We start from the raw sequence: 20,495 nt of genomic DNA, 5'->3' as shown, positions 1-20,495 counted from the left end.
CAGTTAATAACAAAATACAGCTATACTTGGTTAGATTTTTGATAGCTATGCGCTATCAATCAACCAAATTCTGTAGGAGACAGATTATTATTTCCAAGCTTTTTCAATTTTGTCGGCAAATTATAGGCCCTAACGGCACGCAGACAAACCAGCAGCTAGACTCGACACAGCCTTTGGTGATAGGACGTAATGAGCATGGTATTTCTCGTAAACAATTTAGCCCAAATGCAATCAAGGTATTATATCGCCTAAAAGACGGGGGCTTTGATGCCTACCTTGTCGGTGGTTGTATTCGTGATATTTTGTTAGGTCAACAACCAAAAGATTTTGATGTTGTAACCAACGCTACGCCAGAACAAGTAAAAAAGCTGTTTCGTAACTGCCGTTTAATTGGCCGCCGCTTTCGTTTAGCGCACATTGTATTTGGCCGCGAAATCATTGAAGTAGCCACAATGCGTGGTCATCATGAAGCCGCTGAAGACAAAAACCAAATTAGCCAATCAAGCGAACAAGGCCAATTACTGCGAGATAACGTTTTTGGCAGTATTGAAGAGGACGCCGAGCGCCGAGACTTTACAATTAACGCGTTGTATTACTCAATTAATGATTTCTCTATTCATGATTTTGCCAATGGTATAGCCGCAATCAATGCCAGACAAATAGAGCTAATTGGCGACCCAAAAACACGCTACAGAGAAGACCCTGTACGTATGCTACGTGCTGTACGCTTTGCTACTAAGCTAGATATGACTATTGCTCCAGCAACAGAGAAGCCAATAACTGAACTGGCAAGCTTGTTAGATAACATTCCACCAGCGCGTTTATTTGAAGAAACACTGAAATTATTTTTAAACGGTAAAGCAGAAGAAAACTTCCTTATGCTGCGCCGCTATAACCTGTTTAAGTCGCTGTTCCCTGCACTGGATAGTATTTTAGATAAAAACCCTGATGGCTTAGAGTTTTCACTTATCCAGCAAATGTTTCGTAATACAGATGAGCGCATAAACGCAGATAAAAAAGTCACGCCAGCATTTATTTTTGCGGCGCTGCTTTGGTTCCCACTATTAAAGATTGCTAAGCAGCTACAACTGAGTGAACAACTCTCTGAGTATGATGCATACGTACAAGCAATGAATAAAGTCCTCAGTGAAAATGCACAACATATTGCCGTGCCAAAGCGTTTTACCTTAGGCGCTCGCGACATTTGGCATATTCAGCAACGCTTAGACAAACGTGCAGGTCAGCGTGCTTATAGATTAACGCAACAGCCTCGCTTTAAAGCAGCTTATGACTTCTTGTTACTACGTGTGCAAGCAGGTGAACAAGAACACCAAGAATTGGCAAGCTGGTGGACTGCATATTTAAGTAAAGACATCAATGGTCAAAAAGATATGGTCAAATCATTAGGCAATCAAGGGGCGCCAAAAGGCCGCAGACGTACCCGCCGCCGAAGCCCAAAGCCTACGGCTGAGTAAATAAATGGAAATTGTCTATCTTGGTCTAGGGGCAAATTTGAATGCCCCACGTGAACAACTTGAAAATGCGGTAGTTGCCTTACGAGGACTACCCCACAGTGAGTTTATTGCGCTGTCCCACCATTACGCAAGTAAGCCAATGGGGCCGCAAGACCAACCTGATTATGTCAATGCTGTGGCTGCTATAAAAACAGCGCTAAGCCCAGAGCAGCTACTTGATTTAACGCAAAAAATAGAGCTTGAACACGGTCGCGTTCGCAAAAAAGAGCGTTGGGGACCACGCACACTCGATATTGATATTTTATTATTTGGCGAACAAATAATAAATACTGAGCGTTTGACGGTACCTCATTACGGTTTAACCGAACGCGAGTTTGTGGTGTACCCTTTACTTGAAATTGCGCCAAACCTTTTATTGCCATCCGGTAAAAAATTAAACACTATTACCGCGACTTTAGCATTAAACGAACTACAACAATTACCTCTGTAACTAATTTCAGGGCGTTGCCTACGAGGATATTATGTCTAAAATAACAGTCTCTACTCTCATTAAAATGAAAGCAGAACAACAAAAAATAACCGCTTTAACGGCTTATGACGCCAGCTTTGCCAAGCTATTTTATGATAACGGTGTAGACGTTATTTTGGTCGGAGATTCACTTGGAATGGTGCTACAAGGCGGCGATGACACTTTAGCTGTGACTAATCAAGATATTGCCTACCATACCCGCAGTGTACGTGCTGGTAGTCGCGACTTATTTGTTATTGCTGATATGCCATTTATGACCTACTCAAACCCAGAGCAAAGCTGCCAAAATGCCGCACAATTGATGCGTGCAGGGGCAAACATGGTTAAACTTGAAGGCGGTGAATGGCTTCATGACTCTATCAAAGCTTTGACTCAACAGGGCATTCCTGTATGCGGGCACCTAGGTTTAACACCACAGTCAGTTCATGTATTTGGTGGTTTTAAAATTCAAGGTCGTGGTGAAGAACAAGCACAAAAAATGATTAGTGATGCCCAAGCACTCGCTAAAGCAGGGGCTCAAATGATAGTGCTCGAATGTATCCCCTCAGTACTTGCAAAGCGTATAACCGATGCTGTAGATATTCCAACTATCGGTATTGGTGCAGGTAATCAAACCGACGGTCAAATTTTAGTTATGCATGATTTAGTCGGTATTTCAGCAGGATACATCCCTAAATTTTCAAAAAACTTTTTACTTGAAACAGGTAACATGCCTGATGCCGTTAAAAAGTACTGCGCAGATGTTAAAAGCGGCGCCTTTCCAAGCAGCGAGCATGAGTTTAACTAATGCAGTCAATTACTGAAATTAAGTCACTACGTAGCCAAATTAAAGCATGGCGACAAGCAGGGTTAAGTATTGCCCTAGTACCAACAATGGGCAATTTACACCAAGGTCATTTTTCATTAGTTGAAAAAGCAAAGACCATGGCTGATAAAGTGGTTGTTAGTATTTTTGTTAATCCTATGCAGTTTGGAGTTAACGAAGATTTAAATAATTACCCACGTACGCTCAATGCAGATAAACAAGGCTTAGCCGAGCTAGGTACTGATATCGTCTTTACACCGAGCGTTAGTGCCATCTACCCTAACGGGTTAGGTGCACAAAGTTTTGTTGATGTACCCGATATCTCAATGGGGTATTGCGGTGGCTCACGACCTGGTCACTTCAAAGGTGTTGCAACTGTGGTGACTAAATTATTTAATTTAGTACAGCCTGACTTTGCTTGCTTTGGTGAAAAAGACTTTCAACAGCTGCAAGTAATAAAAACCATGGTGCGCGATCTGTCTATTCCCGTGGAAGTTATTGGCGTCCCCACCACTCGTGAAGTGTCGGGTCTTGCGATGAGCTCTCGTAATGGTTACTTATCTGAATCACAAAAGAGTACAGCCACAGCACTGTTTAAAACGTTGAATAATTGCGCTGAGCAACTATTAGCTGGCCAACGTGATTTTAGCGCTATTTGTCAGCAAGCTAAAGAATCGCTTATTGCAGCAGGACTAAAACCAGACTATTTTGAAATAGCTCAGCGAGATACCTTAAAAAACGCTACACTTGATGATGACAAACTGGTGATTTTAGCTGCGGCGTTTTTAGGCGAAGTAAGGCTAATAGATAACTTACAAGTTGATATTAATAACAACAATCAGGAACAGGTATGAATTTATTATTTAAGTTAGCAAGTGCAGCTGTAATTTTTAGTGTGTTATCAGGCTGCCAAAACCACATTGAAAATCCAGAAATGCAGCAATGTGCACAACAAAATTATCAATGTGAACTTAATTGCGAACAACAAAGTACTGGCGAAGGTATGGTTCATAAAGTTTGCAGCACTAAATGCATCGAAACATATAATCAATGTAAAGCGAATGCAGAGGCCCTAGGCGCCGTACAGTAATATCCCCTTTGAGCTTACTGAAAAGTAGATACAGTAAGCTCATAATCAACTCCACTCCCCACTATTTAAATACCATTTATTAATCATTATTCATATTAGCGCAAGGTTCACTTTAGTAACATTGACCTATGGCAGTAAGTAAACATCATATTATCTGATGTAATTTCTTCCCACTACTGTACATAAAATACACTTTTTTAATTATGCAATTATCAAATCCATTGAATTTAAAGGTTTTAATTCAGGTTTGTTTTTTGCACTACTGATTTAGTTAATGGCTAAAGGAAATACCTAATGAAAACGCTAACGCAGCGCGCTTTGCATTTACCTATGAAAAGAAAGACCTTGGTAGGCATATTACTTAGTGTATGTGCATGCAACGCTATTGCAGCACAAGAACCAAAAGAACCAGATGTGGCGACGGATATAGTAACTAAACAAGTAACAACTCAAGAACCAGAACAAAAACAAACTGAAGTTACTGAGATACAAAGCAATACTCAACCGACACTATTCACAGTGTCGTCTGAAAAACTATTTGATGTAATTTCTGCGCGGGCAAAGCAACTTGCCGCTAATGAGTATATTCCACCGCAAGACATAGCCATAGAAGCCCTGCAAAGCATCAACTACCAAGATTACCGCGCTATTCGTTTTCGTCAAGAGCAAGCAATTTGGAAAGGTGAGAGCTTATACGAGGTACAACTGTTCCACCCAGGTTTTTTATATAAAAACCCCGTTACTATTAATACGGTTAATAGTGATGCTCATGTAAAAAGCGTGCCATTTAAAACTGATTTCTACCGTTATGACGCTACCGCAGCACCTCTTGAGCAAGAAATTACAGCCGCACTAGGTAATACTCAACTAGGTCATGCCGGCTTTCGTGTTCACTTTCCTTTAAATAACACACAATATAAAGATGAAGTTGCAGTATTTCAGGGCGCTTCTTATTTCCGCTTAGTGGGTCCCGACCAAGTTTATGGTATTTCAGCACGCGGATTAGCCATTGATACAGCACTTAGTTCAGGTGAAGAATTTCCTGTTTTTAAAGAGTTTTGGTTAGTAAAACCAAAAGCTGAAGATACTAATATTGTAATTTACGCGTTACTAGATAGCCCATCTGTGGCGGGTGCTTATCGCTTTGAGATCAGCCCATCCACCCAAACTGAAATAACGACTCAGATGCAGATCTTTGCGCGCAAAGATATTAAAAAACTAGGAGTAGCGCCCCTAACAAGCATGTTTTATCACGGTGAAAACAGCACTAAATTCTTTGATGATTACCGCCCTGAGGTTCATGACTCAGATGGCTTATTAATTCAATCAACTGACAACCAATGGGTCTGGCGCGCACTTAATAATCCTCAACAGCTCAGTGTTACTGCGTTCAGCTATACCAACCCTAAAGGATTTGGCTTAGCTCAAAGAGACCGCGAGTTTAACAACTATTTAGACACAGAAGCACATTACCATGCACGTCCAAGTTTTTGGGTTAAACCGATCGGAGATTGGGGTAAAGGTCACGTTGAATTAGTTGAAATTCCAACTGATACTGAAACTAACGATAATATTGTTAGTTATTGGGTGCCAGAAAAACAGCTTAAAGCAGGTGAGTCAATGAGTTTTAATTACTCACTTGAAACCTTTAACTCTACTGTCGCGGAGCAGAGCAAAGCCAGCGTATTACGAACTCGCATTGGCAGTGCTGCGTTACCGGGTGAACAAAACCCACCTCCGAAAAGTCATCGTCAATTTACTGTTGATTTTACCGGTGAAAATATTAATCAATTATCAGCTGATCTAATTTTACAGGCTAACTTAGAACTATCTAGCGGTACAGTCAGCGATAAGACGGTTCACCAATTACCTAATAATCAAGGATGGCGTGTTGCTTTTAAAATCGCGCCAGAAGGAGATAAGCCAGTTGATATGCGCTTATCATTAAAACTACGCGACAAAGAAATTAGCGAGGTATGGAGCTATGTCTGGTATCCAAATGACATCCAATAACGGTAGAGCAGCCAGTGCTGCGATGCCATTTAAAAAAACACGAATAGCATTATTTAGCTTTTTATCGCTGTTTATATCTGCATACGGTATGTGGATCATGTTTGATATTTTAAATTCAAACGGCATGACCCTGCTTGAATATGCGTTACTTGGCTTATTTTCGATTACCTTCGCTTGGATTGTTACCGCATTCTGCAGTGGTTGTATGGGCTTTATTTTACAGCTTTTCAGAATTGATCCTTTAACACTAAAACGTCAAAAGCCAATACAAATAGATACCGACGCGATAAGTAAAACCAAAACAGCGGTGGTTATGCCTATTTATAATGAAGACACTGAGCGTGTTATTGCCGGTTTTGAAGTGAGCTTACGATCACTGTTAAAAACAGGTCAATTTGAACACTTTGACTTTTACCTGTTAAGTGACACTCAAGATAAAGAAATTGCTCGCAACGAATTAAAAGCATGGCACGACTTAACCGCTCGCTTAGGTGATACGGCTAAGCAAATATTTTATCGTAGCCGCACTGATAACAAACACCGTAAAGTCGGTAATCTTGCCGATTTTTGTGAGCGCTGGGGTAGCCAGTACGAGCATATGATAGTGCTTGATGCTGACAGCATAATGACAGGTCAGTGTATGTTAGAACTGACTACAAGCATGATCAACAACCCAAGTTCAGGACTGATACAAACAATCCCTATCCCTGTCAGACAAGAAACTTTTTTTGGTCGTTTTTTACAGTTTGCATCAGTTTTATACAGCCCTATGCTTGCGACTGGTTCTGCATTTTGGCAAACAAATCAAGCTAACTACTGGGGCCACAATGCAATCATTCGAGTTGACGCTTTTATTAACTGCTGTGGCCTACCTGTGCTTGAAGGCAAAGCCCCTTTTGGAGGTGAAATTCTTAGCCACGACTTTGTTGAAGCATCACTGTTGAACCGTGCTGGTTGGGATGTCATTTTATTAAGTGATGTTCAAGGAAGCTATGAAGAAGTACCGAGTAACATTTTAGACTATGCGATTCGCGATAGACGTTGGGTGCAAGGCAATATTCAACATTTAGGCCTACTTCCTTCATCGGGTATCAAGTTAATGAACAAACTGCATTTTTTACTAGGCGCAACAGCGTATATTTCATCATTAATTTGGTTATCTATGCTGGCACTCAGTACCATTGATGCTGTTACCCGTGCAGTGAATAGTAATGTTTACTTTAATCAGCCTTATCAATTATTTCCAACTTGGCAGATAGCTAAAACAGAGTTGATAGACTCATTATTATTTATCACCATTGTATTATTGCTACTACCAAAATTAATGGGATTAGTCGTCACGTTAATCCATCGTAATAAAGAGTTTGGTGGTTCTATAAAACTAATATTAGGCTCGCTGATCGAAACGGTCTTCGCGATCATCGTTGCGCCTTTAATGATGGTATTTCATAGTTATTTTGTGATCTGTGTTTTTCTGGGTAAAAAAGTATCTTGGGATGCGCAACCACGATCTGGCCGTATGGTTCCTTGGAAGGAAGCTATTGGTTATACGTTATTCGCCACCTTAGTTGCTATTGCATGGGGTAGTATTGCTTATTACTACACACCTACTTTTTTCTGGTGGCTATCGCCAATACTAATTGGTTTAATACTCGCGGCACCTATCGTACGCTATTCGAGTAGCATTGGTTTAGGCGTAAAACTACGCCGCATGGGAATTTTTATCTGCCCTAGTGAAGCTATTGAAGATGATACTCTAAAAGCTTTACGTGAACACGAGCAGACTATCAGCTTACCCGCAGATAAAGATGCTAAATTTACTAAGCCATTTTTACCGCAGGAATACCCATGTTCAATGCCAATTCAAAGCTTTAATAAACACGCTAAAACAGGCAGAGTTAAACGTGTGCAACGCCGTATTAAGAAGAAAATACTGGCTAAAAGTTAATTATTTTCACCTATAAAAAAACCGCTCTAAATTGAGCGGTTTTTTATATATAAACTATTTTTCAATTCGTTTAGCTATTAAAGAAGACCTAGCTTTTTAAGTTCTTTTGCGGCTAATTGAGCTGAAAGTGGAACATAACCATCTTTCTCAACAATAGTTTGCCCATCAAGAGACAACACCATTTTTAAGAACTCTGCATCAATTGGCGAAAGCGGTTTGTTAGGGTGTTTATTGATATAAACATATAAAAAGCGAGATAGCGGATATTTACCTTTTGCTACGTTATCGATTGTTGCATCAACAAAGTTATCACCTTTCTTTGCCAGCGGTACAGTGCGAACACCAGAAGTGATATAACCAATACCTGAGTAACCAATTGCATTTACAGATGATGAAATTGATTGAACAACAGAAGCTGAACCAGGCTGCTCATTTACGTTGTTACGAAAATCGCCTTTACACAGAGCCATTTTCTTAAAGTAACCATAAGTACCTGATACTGAGTTACGTCCATAAAGCTGAATGTCTTTTGCAGCCCAGTCACCTGTTAAGCCAACATCACTCCAACGAGACACTTCAGCTGACGCGCCACATTTACGAGTAGAAGAAAAAATTGCATCTACTTCGTCAATACGTAGGCCTTTAATAGGGTTATCTTTATGTACAAATACAGCTAATGCATCGATTGCAACACGTACTTCAGTTGGTTTATAACCATAACGTTTTTCAAACGCTTCGATTTCTTTTGATTTCATTTTACGGCTCATAGGGCCGAAATTTGCAGTGCCTTCAGTTAGCGCTGGTGGCGCAGTTGAAGAGCCTGCGGCTTGAATTTGAATGTTTACATTTGGATAAATACGTTTGTACTCTTCAGCCCAAAACGTCATCATATTGGCCAGAGTATCAGAGCCCACTGATGAGAAGTTACCTGAAATCCCGCTGGTCTTTTGATATTCTGGAAGTGCTGAATCTACAGCTAAAGCCTGTGCAGATACCAATGTTGTAACAGCCACACCCATTGCGGCAACTAAACTTTTAAATTTCATAGGGGTTACTCCGATTTGTTCGTCCCATTTCCTAACTGTGCACCACTGTAAAGACACTAAATGACAATTAGATTACTCAAACATTACACTTTTATGACTTTGCGTTATTTTCGTTTAAGGTTTGTACTATTTTGTCTTTACTAAAGGCGAATGAAAAACACGATCCTTCACCTAACTTACTTTTTATTTTTAATTGGCTGTCATGTCGAGTCAGCACATGTTTAGTTATTGCTAACCCCAGTCCAGATCCGCCTGTTGTCCTACTGCGAGCTTTATCAACTCGATAAAATCGCTCTGTGAGACGGTTAATATGCTCAGGTGCGATACCATCACCATTATCGACAACTGAAAAATGTGCTTGCTTATCTCTAACTTGCCAGCGAACAATGATCTTACCGCCAGGTTTAGTGTAATGAATAGCATTAAACACCAAGTTAGAAAAAGCACTTCGCAATTCTTCTTCCGCGCCTTTGATATCTAAACTGGAGTCAATATCAAATATTAATTCATGTTCTTTATCTTGATTTAAAGATTGTGCTTCTGTACCAATATAAGTGAGTAACTGCGGTACATTTACCGCTTTATCCCCCTCTTGGCGTCTTGAGCCTTCAATACGAGAAAGTGACAATAATTGATTAACTAAGCTATCCATACGTTTACATTGCTCAAGCATGGTTGTTTGTGCTTTGTTCCACATTGCAGGTGGCGGCATCATATCGCCATCAAACATTTCTAAATAACCTGTTACGACGGTTAAAGGCGTGCGAAGCTCATGGGATACATTCGCGACAAAGTCTTTACGCATTTGTTCAAGTTGCTTTAACCGTGTTACATCGCGAACAACGACCATCAATTGCGAAGTCGCATAAGGCATAACTCTAAACTCTAACACTTGCCCCACTGCATGTCCGTTATCAAGTTCAAGCGCTTCATCAAATTTTTCAGCATGCATATATTTAGCAAATTTCGGATCCCGAATTAAATTATCTAAGCGCTGTCCATGATCTGTTGGCCACTGCAAACCAAGTACTTTTAATGCTAATTGATTACACCAAATAATACTTAGATCCCGTTGCAAGACTATCACAGCATCAGGAACGGCTTCGGCACCATCGCGAAAGCGACGGATCAAATCGGCTAATTCATTACGCTTTTTACGATTTCGGTGTTGTAAATGATAGATCCCTTCAAACACTTGCTCCCACGCGCCCTCGCCCTCAGGCGGGTTAAAGCTACGTTGATTAAGCAGCCAATCACTGAGTCTATAAAGTTGATGATAATGCCAAACAAGCAGTGAAAAGGAGCCTAAAAACAAAAGCAAAAATGGCGCGCCAACAAGCACGCCAATCAATAACAAAGGAAGAAAATAGATAAGCAAACGCTTCGCTAACGCCTGCTTATTAACAACTCGGTACATACACTCACTTTACCTTAGAGAAAGTAAATTTAAGCCAATGTAATAATTAGCCTGTCGTTTTATAAAACTATAATTTACTGGAAAAACGATACCCTGCACCACGCACGGTCTGTACTAAACGGTCATGGCCTAGAGGCGCAATAGCTTTACGTAATCGACGAATATGCACATCTACTGTTCTATCTTCAACGTAGACATTCGTTCCCCATACATTATCAAGCAACTGTTCACGACTATAAACTCGCTCAGGGTGAGTCATAAAGAAATGCAGTAATCTAAACTCAGTAGGCCCCATATCTAATTCGCTTCCCTCTGAGGTAACACGATGAGAAATAGGATCTAAACGTAAACCGTGTACTTCAATGGCTTCTTCTAATGAAGTCGGTGACACACGACGAATAACTGCTTTAATTCGGGCCATTAATTCTTTTGGTGAAAATGGTTTCGTTACATAATCATCCGCACCTACTTCTAGGCCACGCACTTTATCTTCTTCTTCGCCACGGGCTGTCAGCATAATAATCGGGATCTGGCGCGTGTGCTCACTCTGCTTGAACTTTTTAGCTATTTGAATACCGCTACCACCCGGTAACATCCAATCCAATAACACCATATCAGGATACGGCTCAACCATTGCGGCAATAGCAGAATCATAATCTTCAGCTTCAATTGCTTGAAAACCATTTTGTTCTAATACAAAAACCAACATCTCTCTGATGGGTGCTTCGTCATCGACGACAAGTACTTTACGTGACATTCCAATTTATCTCTTTCGTTATCGAACTAGTTTTCATTATTATGACTAAGTATGACAGTTTTATGAAAGTGTAACGTGTAAAGTAAAAAGAGGGTGAAAAAAACACAATTTTACCTAATACAGGGTCTTGAAAGTGCATTTTTCCGAGATTTTTTAATAAAAATGCAATATTAAAGACTCGTTAGTTATTTGCCAAAGCCATTCTAAAAGCTCAGTTTATAGCGAATTGCTCATAAAAGTTTAGCTAATAGGTTTGGATCAAAATCATACTAAGCTCTTGCTTTAGAGATCACGATCATACTAACCAAACCAGATCTGAGATCATCGTTGTACTAAGTCCCAGTTACAACATGTTGATTATTTAATCAAAAACCAATTTTACTGTCTATTTTTCATACTGAAGTAAGCTCTACAGCTAAGATCCTTAGTAAAAACCTGATCTATTACGATCTAAAGCTAGTAAAAATCTGATCCTAAGTTTTGTTGTTAATAAAATAATGATCCCGCGAGCGCTGAGCTGTTTTAATCACATTTAAAACTGTTGCACACTAACTTAGAGCAATGCAGAGTAAATCTAATTGGCCTAAGTAAAAACCCTATAAGTGGACAGCTAAAGCGCAGACAAGAAACCCGAAGCAACAAATTAACTGCGGTGCTTGGCTATAAGACAATTGTTTAACTACCTACGGGAGATTATGACTTCATTAAATGAGCGTTCTATAAATACTAACACAAAAAAGCCCTAACCTAGGTTAGGGCTTTACTTTGAACACACAATGAAATTTACAATTTTTAGTTGTTAGTTACTGCGTACAGAAACAAACTCAGGGTAAGCATCGATGCCACAATCGTGTTGATCCATACCGTTTAGTTCTTCTTCTTCTGTTACACGGATACCCATCGTTTTTTGTAGAATTACCCATACAATCAATGAAGCGATAAATACAAAAGCTAAGATACATACTAAGCCGATAACCTGAGTCACAAAGCTTGCATCAGCATTTGATACTGGTACTAAGATAATACCTAATGCACCACATACGCCATGCACAGAAATAGCACCTACAGGGTCATCAATTTTAATTTTATCGAGTGCAACAATGCTAAATACAACCAATGAACCACCTAAAATACCTAACAAGCATGCCATTAGAGGCGATGGAGATAGTGGGTCAGCAGTGATAACAACCAAACCAGCAAGCGCACCGTTTAGTACCATGGTTAAATCTGCTTTACCCCACAATACTTTACATACGAATAATGCTGCAATTGCGCCCGTTGCCGCAGCAGCGTTTGTATTCAATAAAATTTGACCTACAGCTGTTGCATTTTCAGCATCAGAAATTAACAGCTGAGAACCACCGTTAAAACCAAACCAACCCATCCATAAAATAAATGTACCGAGTGTAGCTAATGGCAAGTTAGAACCTGGAATTGGGTATATTTCACCGTTTTTACCGTATTTACCTTTACGAGCGCCTAGCATCAATACACCAGCAAGCGCAGCAGCAGCACCTGTACCATGAACGATAGCAGAGCCTGCAAAGTCAACAAAACCCATTTCAGATAAAAAGCCACCGCCCCAAGTCCAATAACCTTCAGTTGGGTAGATAAAACCTGTTAATACGACAGCAAAAGCAAGGAATGCCCATAACTTCATACGTTCAGCAACTGCTCCTGAAACAATCGACATAGCTGTTGCAACAAATACTACTTGGAAGAAAAAGTCTGACTCTAATGAGTGGTCAGCATCCGCCGCTTGAGTACCAATTAAAGCACCTAACGATGGCACTAAGCCGCCTTCAGTGTTGTCGACATACATGATGTTGTAGCCAACCAACAAAAACATCGTACATGCAATTGCATACAGTGCGACGTTTTTAGTTAAAATTTCAGTGGTATTTTTTGAGCGAACTAAACCCGCTTCCAGCATGGCAAAACCTGCTGCCATCCACATGACTAAAATGCCTGAGATTAAAAAATAAAATGTATCTAACGAAAACTTCAGTTCTACAATTGTGTTTTCCATAATGTGCCCCCTTAAATTGCTTCATCGTCTAATTCGCCCGTACGAATACGGACAATTTGATCTAAGTCGTAAACGAAAATCTTGCCGTCACCTATTTTGCCTGTTGATGCAATTTTGGTGATGGTTTCGACAACCCGCTCACAGTTCTCAGTACGAGTAGCAATTTCGAGTTTTATTTTAGGAATAAAATCGACTTGGTATTCTGCACCACGATACAGCTCTGTATGTCCACGCTGACGACCAAAACCTTTGACGTCAACAACTGTCATCCCCTCAATGCCTAAATCAGCCAGTGCTTCACGCACATCATCTAGTTTGAATGGCTTTATTATTGCACTAATCATTTTCATAGTGGCCCCCTTCGGACGCTTATTGTTATCCTGTTTCCTTAGATAATCCAACCTTTATGCCACTATTTAAAATAATTTAAAAACAATAAGTTAAAACCTAAAGTTAAAATAAAGAAACAAAAAACGCACCATTTAGGTGCGTTTTTTCTACAAACTAACTGCGCTGGTGCAAAAATTAGCTTTGCTTAACCACGCAGTCTCTTTCTTGTGCTTTTGCTTGATAAAGTGCTTTATCGGCAATACGCATTGCATTAGTTAGCGTCACATTTTGAAAGCCCGTTAAGCCTACGCTTACTGTAATAGTGAAAGACTGGCCATTAATTACAAAATCATAAGCTGAGATACGTGCTCTAAATGCATCCATTAATGAATAAGCTTGATCTAAGCTTATATCCGTTAAAACAATTGCAAACTCCTCACCACCAACACGAGACACCGTATAGTCTTTAAATGAACTGCGCAGTAAAGAAGCAACTTGCTTAAGGGTTTGATCACCTGCTTCATGACCAAATTTGTCATTAATCATTTTGAAAAAGTCGATATCTAAAAGCGCTAAACAGCTTGGCCGTGAAGTTTCTTTTAATAACTTTTCAGCAAATTGATAAAAATAGCGACGATTATATAAACCGGTTAAATCATCCCTGTGTGCACTTTCTTTAATATCAGCAATAAGTGATAACTGCTCCATTGTTTGTAAGATACGACAGTGAAACTCTTCATTCATAAAAGGTTTTGTTAAAAAGTCGTTGGCACCATATTTTATAAACCGTGCAGACAACCCATGTTTACCAGCACCTGATAAGCCAATGATTGCCAAGTCATCCCGTCCCCTAAAATTGCGAACCGCTTTTACTAACTCAAAGCCATCCATCGTTGGCATAGCGTAATCGGTCATTAATAGCTTAATCTCGGGATCAGCTTTAAGCATTTTTAATGCTTGCTCACCATCGGTGGCATCTTGCACATCAAATAGTTGTTTTTCGAGCATTTGTTTCATTAATGAACGGCTAAGCAATGAGTCATCAGCAATTAGTGCCTTACAGCCCTGATTGCGAAGTAGTTGTGCGACCAATTTAACAGCATAATGGTATGAATCACGGTTATCTTTAATAACATAGTCAACCACGCCCAACTCAAGCATTTGCTGGCGTCTATACTCATCAATTTTAGAGGTAAGCACTACGGTTGGAACATTTTGTTCTAAAGTGTATTTAACAACTTCACCATTAGGTGCATCTGGTAGCGTTAAATCAACTAGTGCAAGCGTATACTCATGCTTGGCTACAAATTCTTTAGCCTCAGCTAATGACCATGCAAAATCAACTGCGACATTTAAATAATGAGCAGATAAATGGCGCAAAACTTGTTGTACTACTTTACTATCTTCAACGACTAAAACTCTTTGCATAAATCTTCTCAAACTCAAATAACACAACTAAACTTTACTACATAACAGCCAAAGGCTGATAATTAGCTTAATCAGCTAAATATACTTTATTGCGCACATAATCAAAATCAAATAATAGTAATTCCACCAAAAAACATAGCTTATTTATTATAACTAGGAATAACTTCTACCTCTTACCGAGTAATACCTACACCTAGTCTCATTAGCTTTGTTATTTTAAGTAAAATTATCTTTAATGGATAAAATATTAAAAAAGGATCCCGCATGAAACTTATTAGTATCATTAGCCTCTCATTAGCTTCACTTACTTTAACTGCTTCACAAGTTAGCTTTGCCAGCGAAAACCAACGTCTCATTGATGTTGATAGTACCGTAGTTACTGAGCACAAAGCTCGGATTAACGGTGAACGCTTTTCTTATACCGCAACCACGGGTACTCAGCCGGTGTGGGATGATAAAGGTGATGCTGTCGCAACGCTGCAATATACTTATTACGAACGTGACAAAGTTGACGACAGAACGAAACGCCCATTACTCATTTCATTCAATGGTGGGCCAGGTTCAGCATCTGTATGGATGCATTTAGCCTATACTGGACCACGGGTGTTAAAAATTGATGACGAAGGCTACCCGATTCAGCCATACGGCGTAAAAGACAACCCATACTCCGTGCTTGATGTCGCTGATATTGTCTATGTAAACCCAGTGAATACAGGTTATTCACGCGTTTTAGAAAACGAAAAAGGTGAGTTACCAAGTAAAGACGCACAACAAAAAATGTTTTTTGGTGTGAATGCTGATATTAAATACCTAGCAGAATGGCTTAATACTTTTGTAAATCGAACTGAACGTTGGCGTTCACCAAAGTTTTTAATTGGTGAAAGCTACGGTACTACTCGGGTTTCAGGCCTTGCCCACGAATTACAAAATCGCCAGTGGATGTACATTAATGGTGTGGTACTAGTATCGCCTACCGATATCGGTATTAAACGTGACGGCCCTGTAAAAGCAGCAAACCGCTTACCTTATTTTGCAGCGACAGCTTGGTATCACAAAGCATTAAGCCCAGCCCTACAAGCAAAAGATTTAGATGAATTACTTCCTGAAGTCGAAGACTTTACAATCAATAAATTAATTCCTGCCATTGCAAAAGGCGGTTTTATTGGCGATGAAGAAAAACGCGCTATCATAAAGCAAATGGCACTTTACGCTGGTGTATCTGAAAAGTTTGTTGCACAAAATAACTTAGACATTCCAACTAACTTTTTCTGGAAAGAATTATTACGTGATCGCGGCCAAACTTTAGGACGCTTAGATTCTCGTTATTTAGGAATGGATAAACGTGATGCGGGTGAGTCTCCTGATTACTGGGCAGAGCTAACCTCATGGTTACATTCATTTACGCCAGCTATTAATCATTACTTACGTAATGAACTCAATTATAAAACCGATGTTAAATACAACTTATTTGGCAACGTGCACCCTTGGGATCGTAGTAAAAACAATACCGGCGAAAATTTACGTTTAGCTATGGCACAAAACCCGTACCTAAACGTACTCGTACAAGCAGGTTATTATGACGGCGCAACTAATTACTTTGATGCTAAATATACCATGTGGCAACTAGACCCAAGCAGTAAAATGCGCGACCGTTTAAGCTTTAAAGGCTACCGTAGTGGTCATATGATGTATCTTCGTCACGCTGACTTGGAAAGTTCGAACAATGACTTACGCGAGTTCATGTTAAATGCACTGCCTAAAGAAGGTGAATCAGCTAAGTATTAATTGCTGATATTTAGACTATATTTACTCAGCCCGCTTACACGGGCTGTTCTTTTTATACCCAAACCACCTCAATATGCAGAATTCAGCGTTTCACAGGGGCTTAATATCAAGGCGTTGCTTTGCAACTATGGCAATCCCTTTTAAAAAGTAACAACACCGAGAATAAGCTCCTGTGAAACGCCCAAGGGGTTGGTTTAAAAGCGATTTATACTGCGTTATTGATTTTAACAATAGAACCACTATTACTTGCAATCAATGCCTTGCCTAAAGCGCTTTTAATTCCAACTGAAACTCGTATCTTGAGGTAGTTTGGGTATATACTCAAACCATTGATTTAACATTTTTGGAAAACAAAGATGTCAGAAAACTATCGCGTAATATTTGCAGGACTCGCACAAGGCATTCAACCTGATGATGCACAAGCAAAGCTTGCAGCAAAGTTAAAAGCGCCTCACAGCAAAATAGCTGCATTTTTTGAAAACAAACCGCTGTTTGCCCCCTGCGCAAAAGAAAAAGCTTTAAAACAAGCTAAATTACTTGCAACTGTTGGCATCAAAAGTAAATTACAACCTCTTACACAGCCACAATCAAACACTCAAAGTGATGAAGCATCTCAACAACGTGATGAGCGTATTTTTAATGCTCTCGACTACATTACTAGTAGTTTAATACGCATTGAAGAAAAACTGGATGATTTAGAGCAACGAATATCCACAACCACAGAGCAACCTGTAGAGCCTGAAAGTGATGAATGGCAAACGGATGATCTACTCCTTGATGAAGATCTCAACACGCCGATTAAAAAACGCAGCAATACGTTACTTTATTCTCTCATTGCAATGGTCTTAATATTACTTGTCGTGCTGGGGTTATCATTCGCTTTTCCTGATTTATTCACTTTTTTAGACACATAACAACTAAACAAAATAATAAACATGAACAATAAACGAGCGCAAATACGCCAAGAAATTCGAAAAAAACGTAATTCTTTATCAAAAATCGAACAAAAAATTGCTGCCAAACAGCTAAAAGTGAATTTTATTCAACACCTAAAAACAACAAAAAGCGCTAAAAACTCACATATTGGCATTTATTTTAGCAATGACGCAGAACTCGACACATCATTGTTAATTAAAGAACTTTGGTCTAAAGACCACACATTATACCTACCTGTAATTCACCCATTTAATGGCACTACATTATACTTTCAACGTTATGAAGAAAATTCACCCATGAGGCCAAATCGCTATGGTATCTTGGAGCCTAAGTTAAATTGTAGTCAGATATGCCCTTTACAGGACTTAGATTACTTATTAATGCCTTTAGTTGCATTTGATAGTAACGGTAATCGATTAGGTATGGGTGGTGGTTTTTATGATAAAACCTTGGCGCGTTACCACAACGAAAACTGGCAAAAACCTCAACTCATTGGTTTGGCACATCAATGCCAACACGTTGAAAGTTTACCTGTTGAATCGTGGGATGTTCCATTAAATTTAATCATTACCCCACAGAAAACCTACCATTGGTAAGCAATAAATTTGTATACTAAAGGTAAGTAACTCCACCTATTGAGCAAATACCATGACACAAGATGAACTAAAAAAAGCGGCAGCGTGGGCAGCCCTAGAATTTGTAGAAGAAAATACCATTGTAGGCGTTGGCACGGGCTCTACCGTTAACCACTTTATTGATGCTTTAGGTTCAATAAAAGACACCATAACAGGTGCGGTTTCAAGCTCTGATGCATCAACCGAAAAACTCAAAGCACTGGGTATTGAAGTATTTGAGTTAAATGATGTAGCAAGTTTAGATGTTTACGTAGATGGCGCAGATGAAATTAACGCCAAAAACGAAATGATTAAAGGCGGTGGCGCAGCACTGACTCGTGAGAAAATTGTTGCCGCCGTTGCCAAGCAGTTTGTGTGTATTGTAGATGACACAAAACTGGTTGATACATTGGGCCAATTTCCACTTCCCGTTGAAGTTATCCCAATGGCACGTAGCTATGTAGCGCGTGAATTATTAAAGCTTGGCGGCGACCCTGTGTACCGTCAAGGGGTTATTACTGATAATGGCAACGTCATTTTAGACGTTCATAATTTAGCTATTAATAACGCCAAACAATTAGAGCAGACAATTAATCAAATTGTCGGTGTAGTCACCAACGGCTTATTTGCCGAACGTGGCGCTGATAAAGTAATCATAGGCACCAAAAATGGGCCGCAAATAAAATAGGAATGAGGATTATGAGTAAGGTATCGTTAGCAAAAGACAAAATTAAAATTCTCTTGCTTGAAGGTGTACACCAAAGTGCAGTTGAAACACTAAAGCGTAATGGATACAGCAACATTGATTACGTAAAAACATCGTTACCTGAGGACGAACTGCTCGAGCGCATTAAAGACGTGCACTTTGTAGGTCTTCGTTCTCGTACTCATATTACTGAAGCTGTACTTGAAGCTGCTGAAAAGCTAGTGGCAATTGGTTGCTTTTGTATCGGTACCAACCAAGTTCATTTAGATGCAGCACGCCAACGCGGTATTGCAGTATTTAACGCGCCGTTTTCTAATACTCGTTCAGTTGCAGAGCTTGTACTTGGCGAGATTTTACTCTTGTTCCGCGGTATTCCAGAGCGTAATGCTATCGCTCATCGCGGCGGCTGGTTAAAAACAGCCAATGGTTCATTTGAAGCTCGTGGTAAAACACTCGGTATTATTGGTTACGGCCACATTGGTACACAACTTAGCATCATGGCAGAAAACATCGGCATGAACGTTGAGTTTTACGATATTGAAGACAAGCTAACCCTGGGTAATGCAACACAAGTACATAATTTAACTCAGTTGTTGCAACGCGCCGATGTGATTAGTTTACACGTACCAGAAACACCGCAAACTAAAAACTTAATCGGTAGTGCTGAAATCTCAGTAATGAAACAAGGTGCAATCTTGATCAATGCATCTCGCGGCACAGTGGTTGATATAGATGCGCTTGCAGAAGCACTTCGTGATAAAAAGTTAAGTGGCGCTGCCATTGATGTATTCCCTGTCGAGCCAAAATCAAACGATGACGAATTTGTATCACCACTGCGTGAATTCGACAACGTAATTTTAACACCGCACATTGGTGGCTCAACACAAGAAGCACAAGAAAACATTGGTATTGAAGTCGCGGGGAAATTGGCTAAATACTCAGATAATGGCTCAACGATTACCGCTGTTAACTTCCCTGAAGTATCATTGCCAGAACTTGCTAATCGCAGCCGTTTATTACACGTACACCACAACCGCCCAGGTGTACTAACGCAAATTAACCAAGCGTTTGCACAGCACGGTATCAATATCGCCGCACAGTACTTACAAACCGACGAAGCCATTGGTTATGTAGTAATCGACGTAGATACTGATCAGTCAGAAGTTGCACTGAAAGAACTCAGCGCAGTAGAAGGCACAATCAGAGCGCGTATATTGCACTAGGTTGCTAGCATCTAGCATCTAGCATCTAGCATCTAGCATCTAGCATCTAGCATCTAGCATCTAGCATCTAGCATCTAGCATAAAATAAAAGCCGTGCTTGTTAAGTCAAGCACGGCTTTTATTTTGAGTGAGATAAATGTTACTTTGCAAAGAACAGTGCAGCTCTCTGCTCAATTAAAGCCTTTAATCGCTGTGCCTCTGCGACACCTGTAAAGTTTGAAAAACTAGGCTGCGATGAGAGCGCAATAAGAAATTACTGCGTAACGCACCCTATTTAAATTTGCGGTCAGCTGCATTGACAGGCGAAGTCAACGAATGTGCTGATTGGATTAGAGTTGATTTGAAGTTGACCATCACTGAATAA

Annotated in this window: 18 protein-coding genes; 12 read left to right on the top strand and 6 right to left on the bottom strand. The window is 39.9% G+C overall.

Annotated features, from left to right (window positions below; all coding sequences use genetic code 11):
- Positions 1–47: 47 nt before the first annotated feature.
- The 7 genes from pcnB to mdoH all read left to right on the top strand — a co-directional run bounded on the left by pcnB (position 48) and on the right by mdoH (position 7,860).
- Entirely contained in the window at positions 48–1,475 is a 1,428-nt protein-coding gene (gene pcnB, locus AAEU30_RS07625) for a polynucleotide adenylyltransferase PcnB (RefSeq protein WP_421960004.1), read from the top strand.
- 4 nt (positions 1,476–1,479) lie between these two features.
- On the top strand, positions 1,480–1,965 hold the full coding sequence (gene folK, locus AAEU30_RS07620; protein ID WP_421960003.1) for a 2-amino-4-hydroxy-6-hydroxymethyldihydropteridine diphosphokinase: 486 nt from the start codon (positions 1,480–1,482) through the stop codon (positions 1,963–1,965).
- Between the two features lie 31 nt (positions 1,966–1,996).
- Entirely contained in the window at positions 1,997–2,791 is a 795-nt protein-coding gene (panB, locus tag AAEU30_RS07615; protein ID WP_421960002.1) for a 3-methyl-2-oxobutanoate hydroxymethyltransferase, read from the top strand.
- Positions 2,791–3,663: a pantoate--beta-alanine ligase gene (gene panC / locus AAEU30_RS07610; protein WP_421960001.1), complete on the top strand. Its 873-nt coding sequence runs from the start codon at positions 2,791–2,793 to the stop codon at positions 3,661–3,663. The genes panB and panC overlap by 1 nt, the downstream gene beginning before the upstream one ends.
- On the top strand, positions 3,660–3,899 hold the full coding sequence (locus AAEU30_RS07605) for a hypothetical protein (RefSeq protein WP_421960000.1): 240 nt from the start codon (positions 3,660–3,662) through the stop codon (positions 3,897–3,899). Before panC ends, AAEU30_RS07605 begins: the two co-directional genes overlap by 4 nt.
- A gap of 294 nt (positions 3,900–4,193) precedes the next feature.
- Positions 4,194–5,912 (top strand): OpgD/OpgG family glucan biosynthesis protein, encoded by a 1,719-nt coding sequence (locus AAEU30_RS07600; RefSeq protein WP_421959999.1) that lies wholly within the window; start codon positions 4,194–4,196, stop codon positions 5,910–5,912.
- The gene (gene mdoH / locus AAEU30_RS07595; protein WP_421959998.1) at positions 5,884–7,860 is read left to right on the top strand and encodes a glucans biosynthesis glucosyltransferase MdoH; all 1,977 of its coding nucleotides are present in this window, start codon (positions 5,884–5,886) and stop codon (positions 7,858–7,860) included. Before AAEU30_RS07600 ends, mdoH begins: the two co-directional genes overlap by 29 nt.
- Before the next feature lie 77 nt (positions 7,861–7,937).
- Here the strand turns inward: mdoH and AAEU30_RS07590 are convergent, their stop codons facing one another.
- From AAEU30_RS07590 to AAEU30_RS07565, 6 genes are all read right to left on the bottom strand, one after another.
- Positions 7,938–8,906: a PstS family phosphate ABC transporter substrate-binding protein gene (locus AAEU30_RS07590; protein WP_290209259.1), complete on the bottom strand. Its 969-nt coding sequence runs from the start codon at positions 8,904–8,906 to the stop codon at positions 7,938–7,940.
- A gap of 91 nt (positions 8,907–8,997) precedes the next feature.
- A complete protein-coding gene (phoR, locus tag AAEU30_RS07585) occupies positions 8,998–10,323 on the bottom strand; it encodes a phosphate regulon sensor histidine kinase PhoR (protein ID WP_421959997.1) in 1,326 nt (441 codons plus the stop codon).
- A gap of 67 nt (positions 10,324–10,390) precedes the next feature.
- Positions 10,391–11,080: a phosphate regulon transcriptional regulator PhoB gene (gene phoB, locus AAEU30_RS07580; RefSeq protein WP_087532839.1), complete on the bottom strand. Its 690-nt coding sequence runs from the start codon at positions 11,078–11,080 to the stop codon at positions 10,391–10,393.
- A 799-nt stretch (positions 11,081–11,879) separates the two neighbouring features.
- The gene (locus tag AAEU30_RS07575) at positions 11,880–13,109 is read right to left on the bottom strand and encodes an ammonium transporter (protein WP_290209257.1); all 1,230 of its coding nucleotides are present in this window, start codon (positions 13,107–13,109) and stop codon (positions 11,880–11,882) included.
- An 11-nt stretch (positions 13,110–13,120) separates the two neighbouring features.
- Positions 13,121–13,459 carry a P-II family nitrogen regulator gene (locus tag AAEU30_RS07570; protein WP_087532837.1) on the bottom strand — a complete coding sequence of 113 codons (339 nt, stop codon included), beginning with the start codon at positions 13,457–13,459 and terminating at the stop codon, positions 13,121–13,123.
- 175 nt (positions 13,460–13,634) lie between these two features.
- A complete protein-coding gene (locus tag AAEU30_RS07565; protein ID WP_421959996.1) occupies positions 13,635–14,867 on the bottom strand; it encodes a GGDEF domain-containing response regulator in 1,233 nt (410 codons plus the stop codon).
- Between the two features lie 264 nt (positions 14,868–15,131).
- Here AAEU30_RS07565 and AAEU30_RS07560 point away from each other — a divergent pair, with 264 nt between their 5' ends.
- The 5 genes from AAEU30_RS07560 to serA all read left to right on the top strand — a co-directional run bounded on the left by AAEU30_RS07560 (position 15,132) and on the right by serA (position 20,131).
- On the top strand, positions 15,132–16,652 hold the full coding sequence (locus AAEU30_RS07560; protein ID WP_421959995.1) for a S10 family peptidase: 1,521 nt from the start codon (positions 15,132–15,134) through the stop codon (positions 16,650–16,652).
- A gap of 356 nt (positions 16,653–17,008) precedes the next feature.
- The gene (locus AAEU30_RS07555; RefSeq protein ID WP_421959994.1) at positions 17,009–17,566 is read left to right on the top strand and encodes a hypothetical protein; all 558 of its coding nucleotides are present in this window, start codon (positions 17,009–17,011) and stop codon (positions 17,564–17,566) included.
- 21 nt (positions 17,567–17,587) lie between these two features.
- Complete coding sequence (locus AAEU30_RS07550; protein WP_421959993.1) at positions 17,588–18,184, top strand: 5-formyltetrahydrofolate cyclo-ligase; 597 nt, start codon at positions 17,588–17,590, stop codon at positions 18,182–18,184.
- A gap of 52 nt (positions 18,185–18,236) precedes the next feature.
- Positions 18,237–18,890 (top strand): ribose-5-phosphate isomerase RpiA, encoded by a 654-nt coding sequence (gene rpiA, locus AAEU30_RS07545; protein WP_087532832.1) that lies wholly within the window; start codon positions 18,237–18,239, stop codon positions 18,888–18,890.
- An 11-nt stretch (positions 18,891–18,901) separates the two neighbouring features.
- Entirely contained in the window at positions 18,902–20,131 is a 1,230-nt protein-coding gene (gene serA / locus AAEU30_RS07540; RefSeq protein WP_290209244.1) for a phosphoglycerate dehydrogenase, read from the top strand.
- Positions 20,132–20,495 lie beyond the last annotated feature (364 nt).

Origin of the sequence: Pseudoalteromonas mucoides, from assembly GCF_049257175.1 — a bacterium.
Taxonomy (GTDB): domain Bacteria; phylum Pseudomonadota; class Gammaproteobacteria; order Enterobacterales; family Alteromonadaceae; genus Pseudoalteromonas.
Note: the sequence above shows the minus strand (reverse complement) of the source record. Positions and strands in the feature narration are given on the sequence as shown.

What these genes read in the sequence shown, in the direction of transcription:
- pcnB (WP_421960004.1), top strand. Translation starts at nt 48, where the DNA reads ATGCGCTATCAATCAACCAAATTCTGTAGGAGACAGATTATTATTTCC.
- folK (WP_421960003.1), top strand. Translation starts at nt 1,480, where the DNA reads ATGGAAATTGTCTATCTTGGTCTAGGGGCAAATTTGAATGCCCCACGT.
- panB (WP_421960002.1), top strand. Translation starts at nt 1,997, where the DNA reads ATGTCTAAAATAACAGTCTCTACTCTCATTAAAATGAAAGCAGAACAA.
- panC (WP_421960001.1), top strand. Translation starts at nt 2,791, where the DNA reads ATGCAGTCAATTACTGAAATTAAGTCACTACGTAGCCAAATTAAAGCA.
- AAEU30_RS07605 (WP_421960000.1), top strand. Translation starts at nt 3,660, where the DNA reads ATGAATTTATTATTTAAGTTAGCAAGTGCAGCTGTAATTTTTAGTGTG.
- AAEU30_RS07600 (WP_421959999.1), top strand. Translation starts at nt 4,194, where the DNA reads ATGAAAACGCTAACGCAGCGCGCTTTGCATTTACCTATGAAAAGAAAG.
- mdoH (WP_421959998.1), top strand. Translation starts at nt 5,884, where the DNA reads ATGTCTGGTATCCAAATGACATCCAATAACGGTAGAGCAGCCAGTGCT.
- AAEU30_RS07590 (WP_290209259.1), bottom strand. Translation starts at nt 8,906, where the DNA reads ATGAAATTTAAAAGTTTAGTTGCCGCAATGGGTGTGGCTGTTACAACA.
- phoR (WP_421959997.1), bottom strand. Translation starts at nt 10,323, where the DNA reads ATGTACCGAGTTGTTAATAAGCAGGCGTTAGCGAAGCGTTTGCTTATC.
- phoB (WP_087532839.1), bottom strand. Translation starts at nt 11,080, where the DNA reads ATGTCACGTAAAGTACTTGTCGTCGATGACGAAGCACCCATCAGAGAG.
- AAEU30_RS07575 (WP_290209257.1), bottom strand. Translation starts at nt 13,109, where the DNA reads ATGGAAAACACAATTGTAGAACTGAAGTTTTCGTTAGATACATTTTAT.
- AAEU30_RS07570 (WP_087532837.1), bottom strand. Translation starts at nt 13,459, where the DNA reads ATGAAAATGATTAGTGCAATAATAAAGCCATTCAAACTAGATGATGTG.
- AAEU30_RS07565 (WP_421959996.1), bottom strand. Translation starts at nt 14,867, where the DNA reads ATGCAAAGAGTTTTAGTCGTTGAAGATAGTAAAGTAGTACAACAAGTT.
- AAEU30_RS07560 (WP_421959995.1), top strand. Translation starts at nt 15,132, where the DNA reads ATGAAACTTATTAGTATCATTAGCCTCTCATTAGCTTCACTTACTTTA.
- AAEU30_RS07555 (WP_421959994.1), top strand. Translation starts at nt 17,009, where the DNA reads ATGTCAGAAAACTATCGCGTAATATTTGCAGGACTCGCACAAGGCATT.
- AAEU30_RS07550 (WP_421959993.1), top strand. Translation starts at nt 17,588, where the DNA reads ATGAACAATAAACGAGCGCAAATACGCCAAGAAATTCGAAAAAAACGT.
- rpiA (WP_087532832.1), top strand. Translation starts at nt 18,237, where the DNA reads ATGACACAAGATGAACTAAAAAAAGCGGCAGCGTGGGCAGCCCTAGAA.
- serA (WP_290209244.1), top strand. Translation starts at nt 18,902, where the DNA reads ATGAGTAAGGTATCGTTAGCAAAAGACAAAATTAAAATTCTCTTGCTT.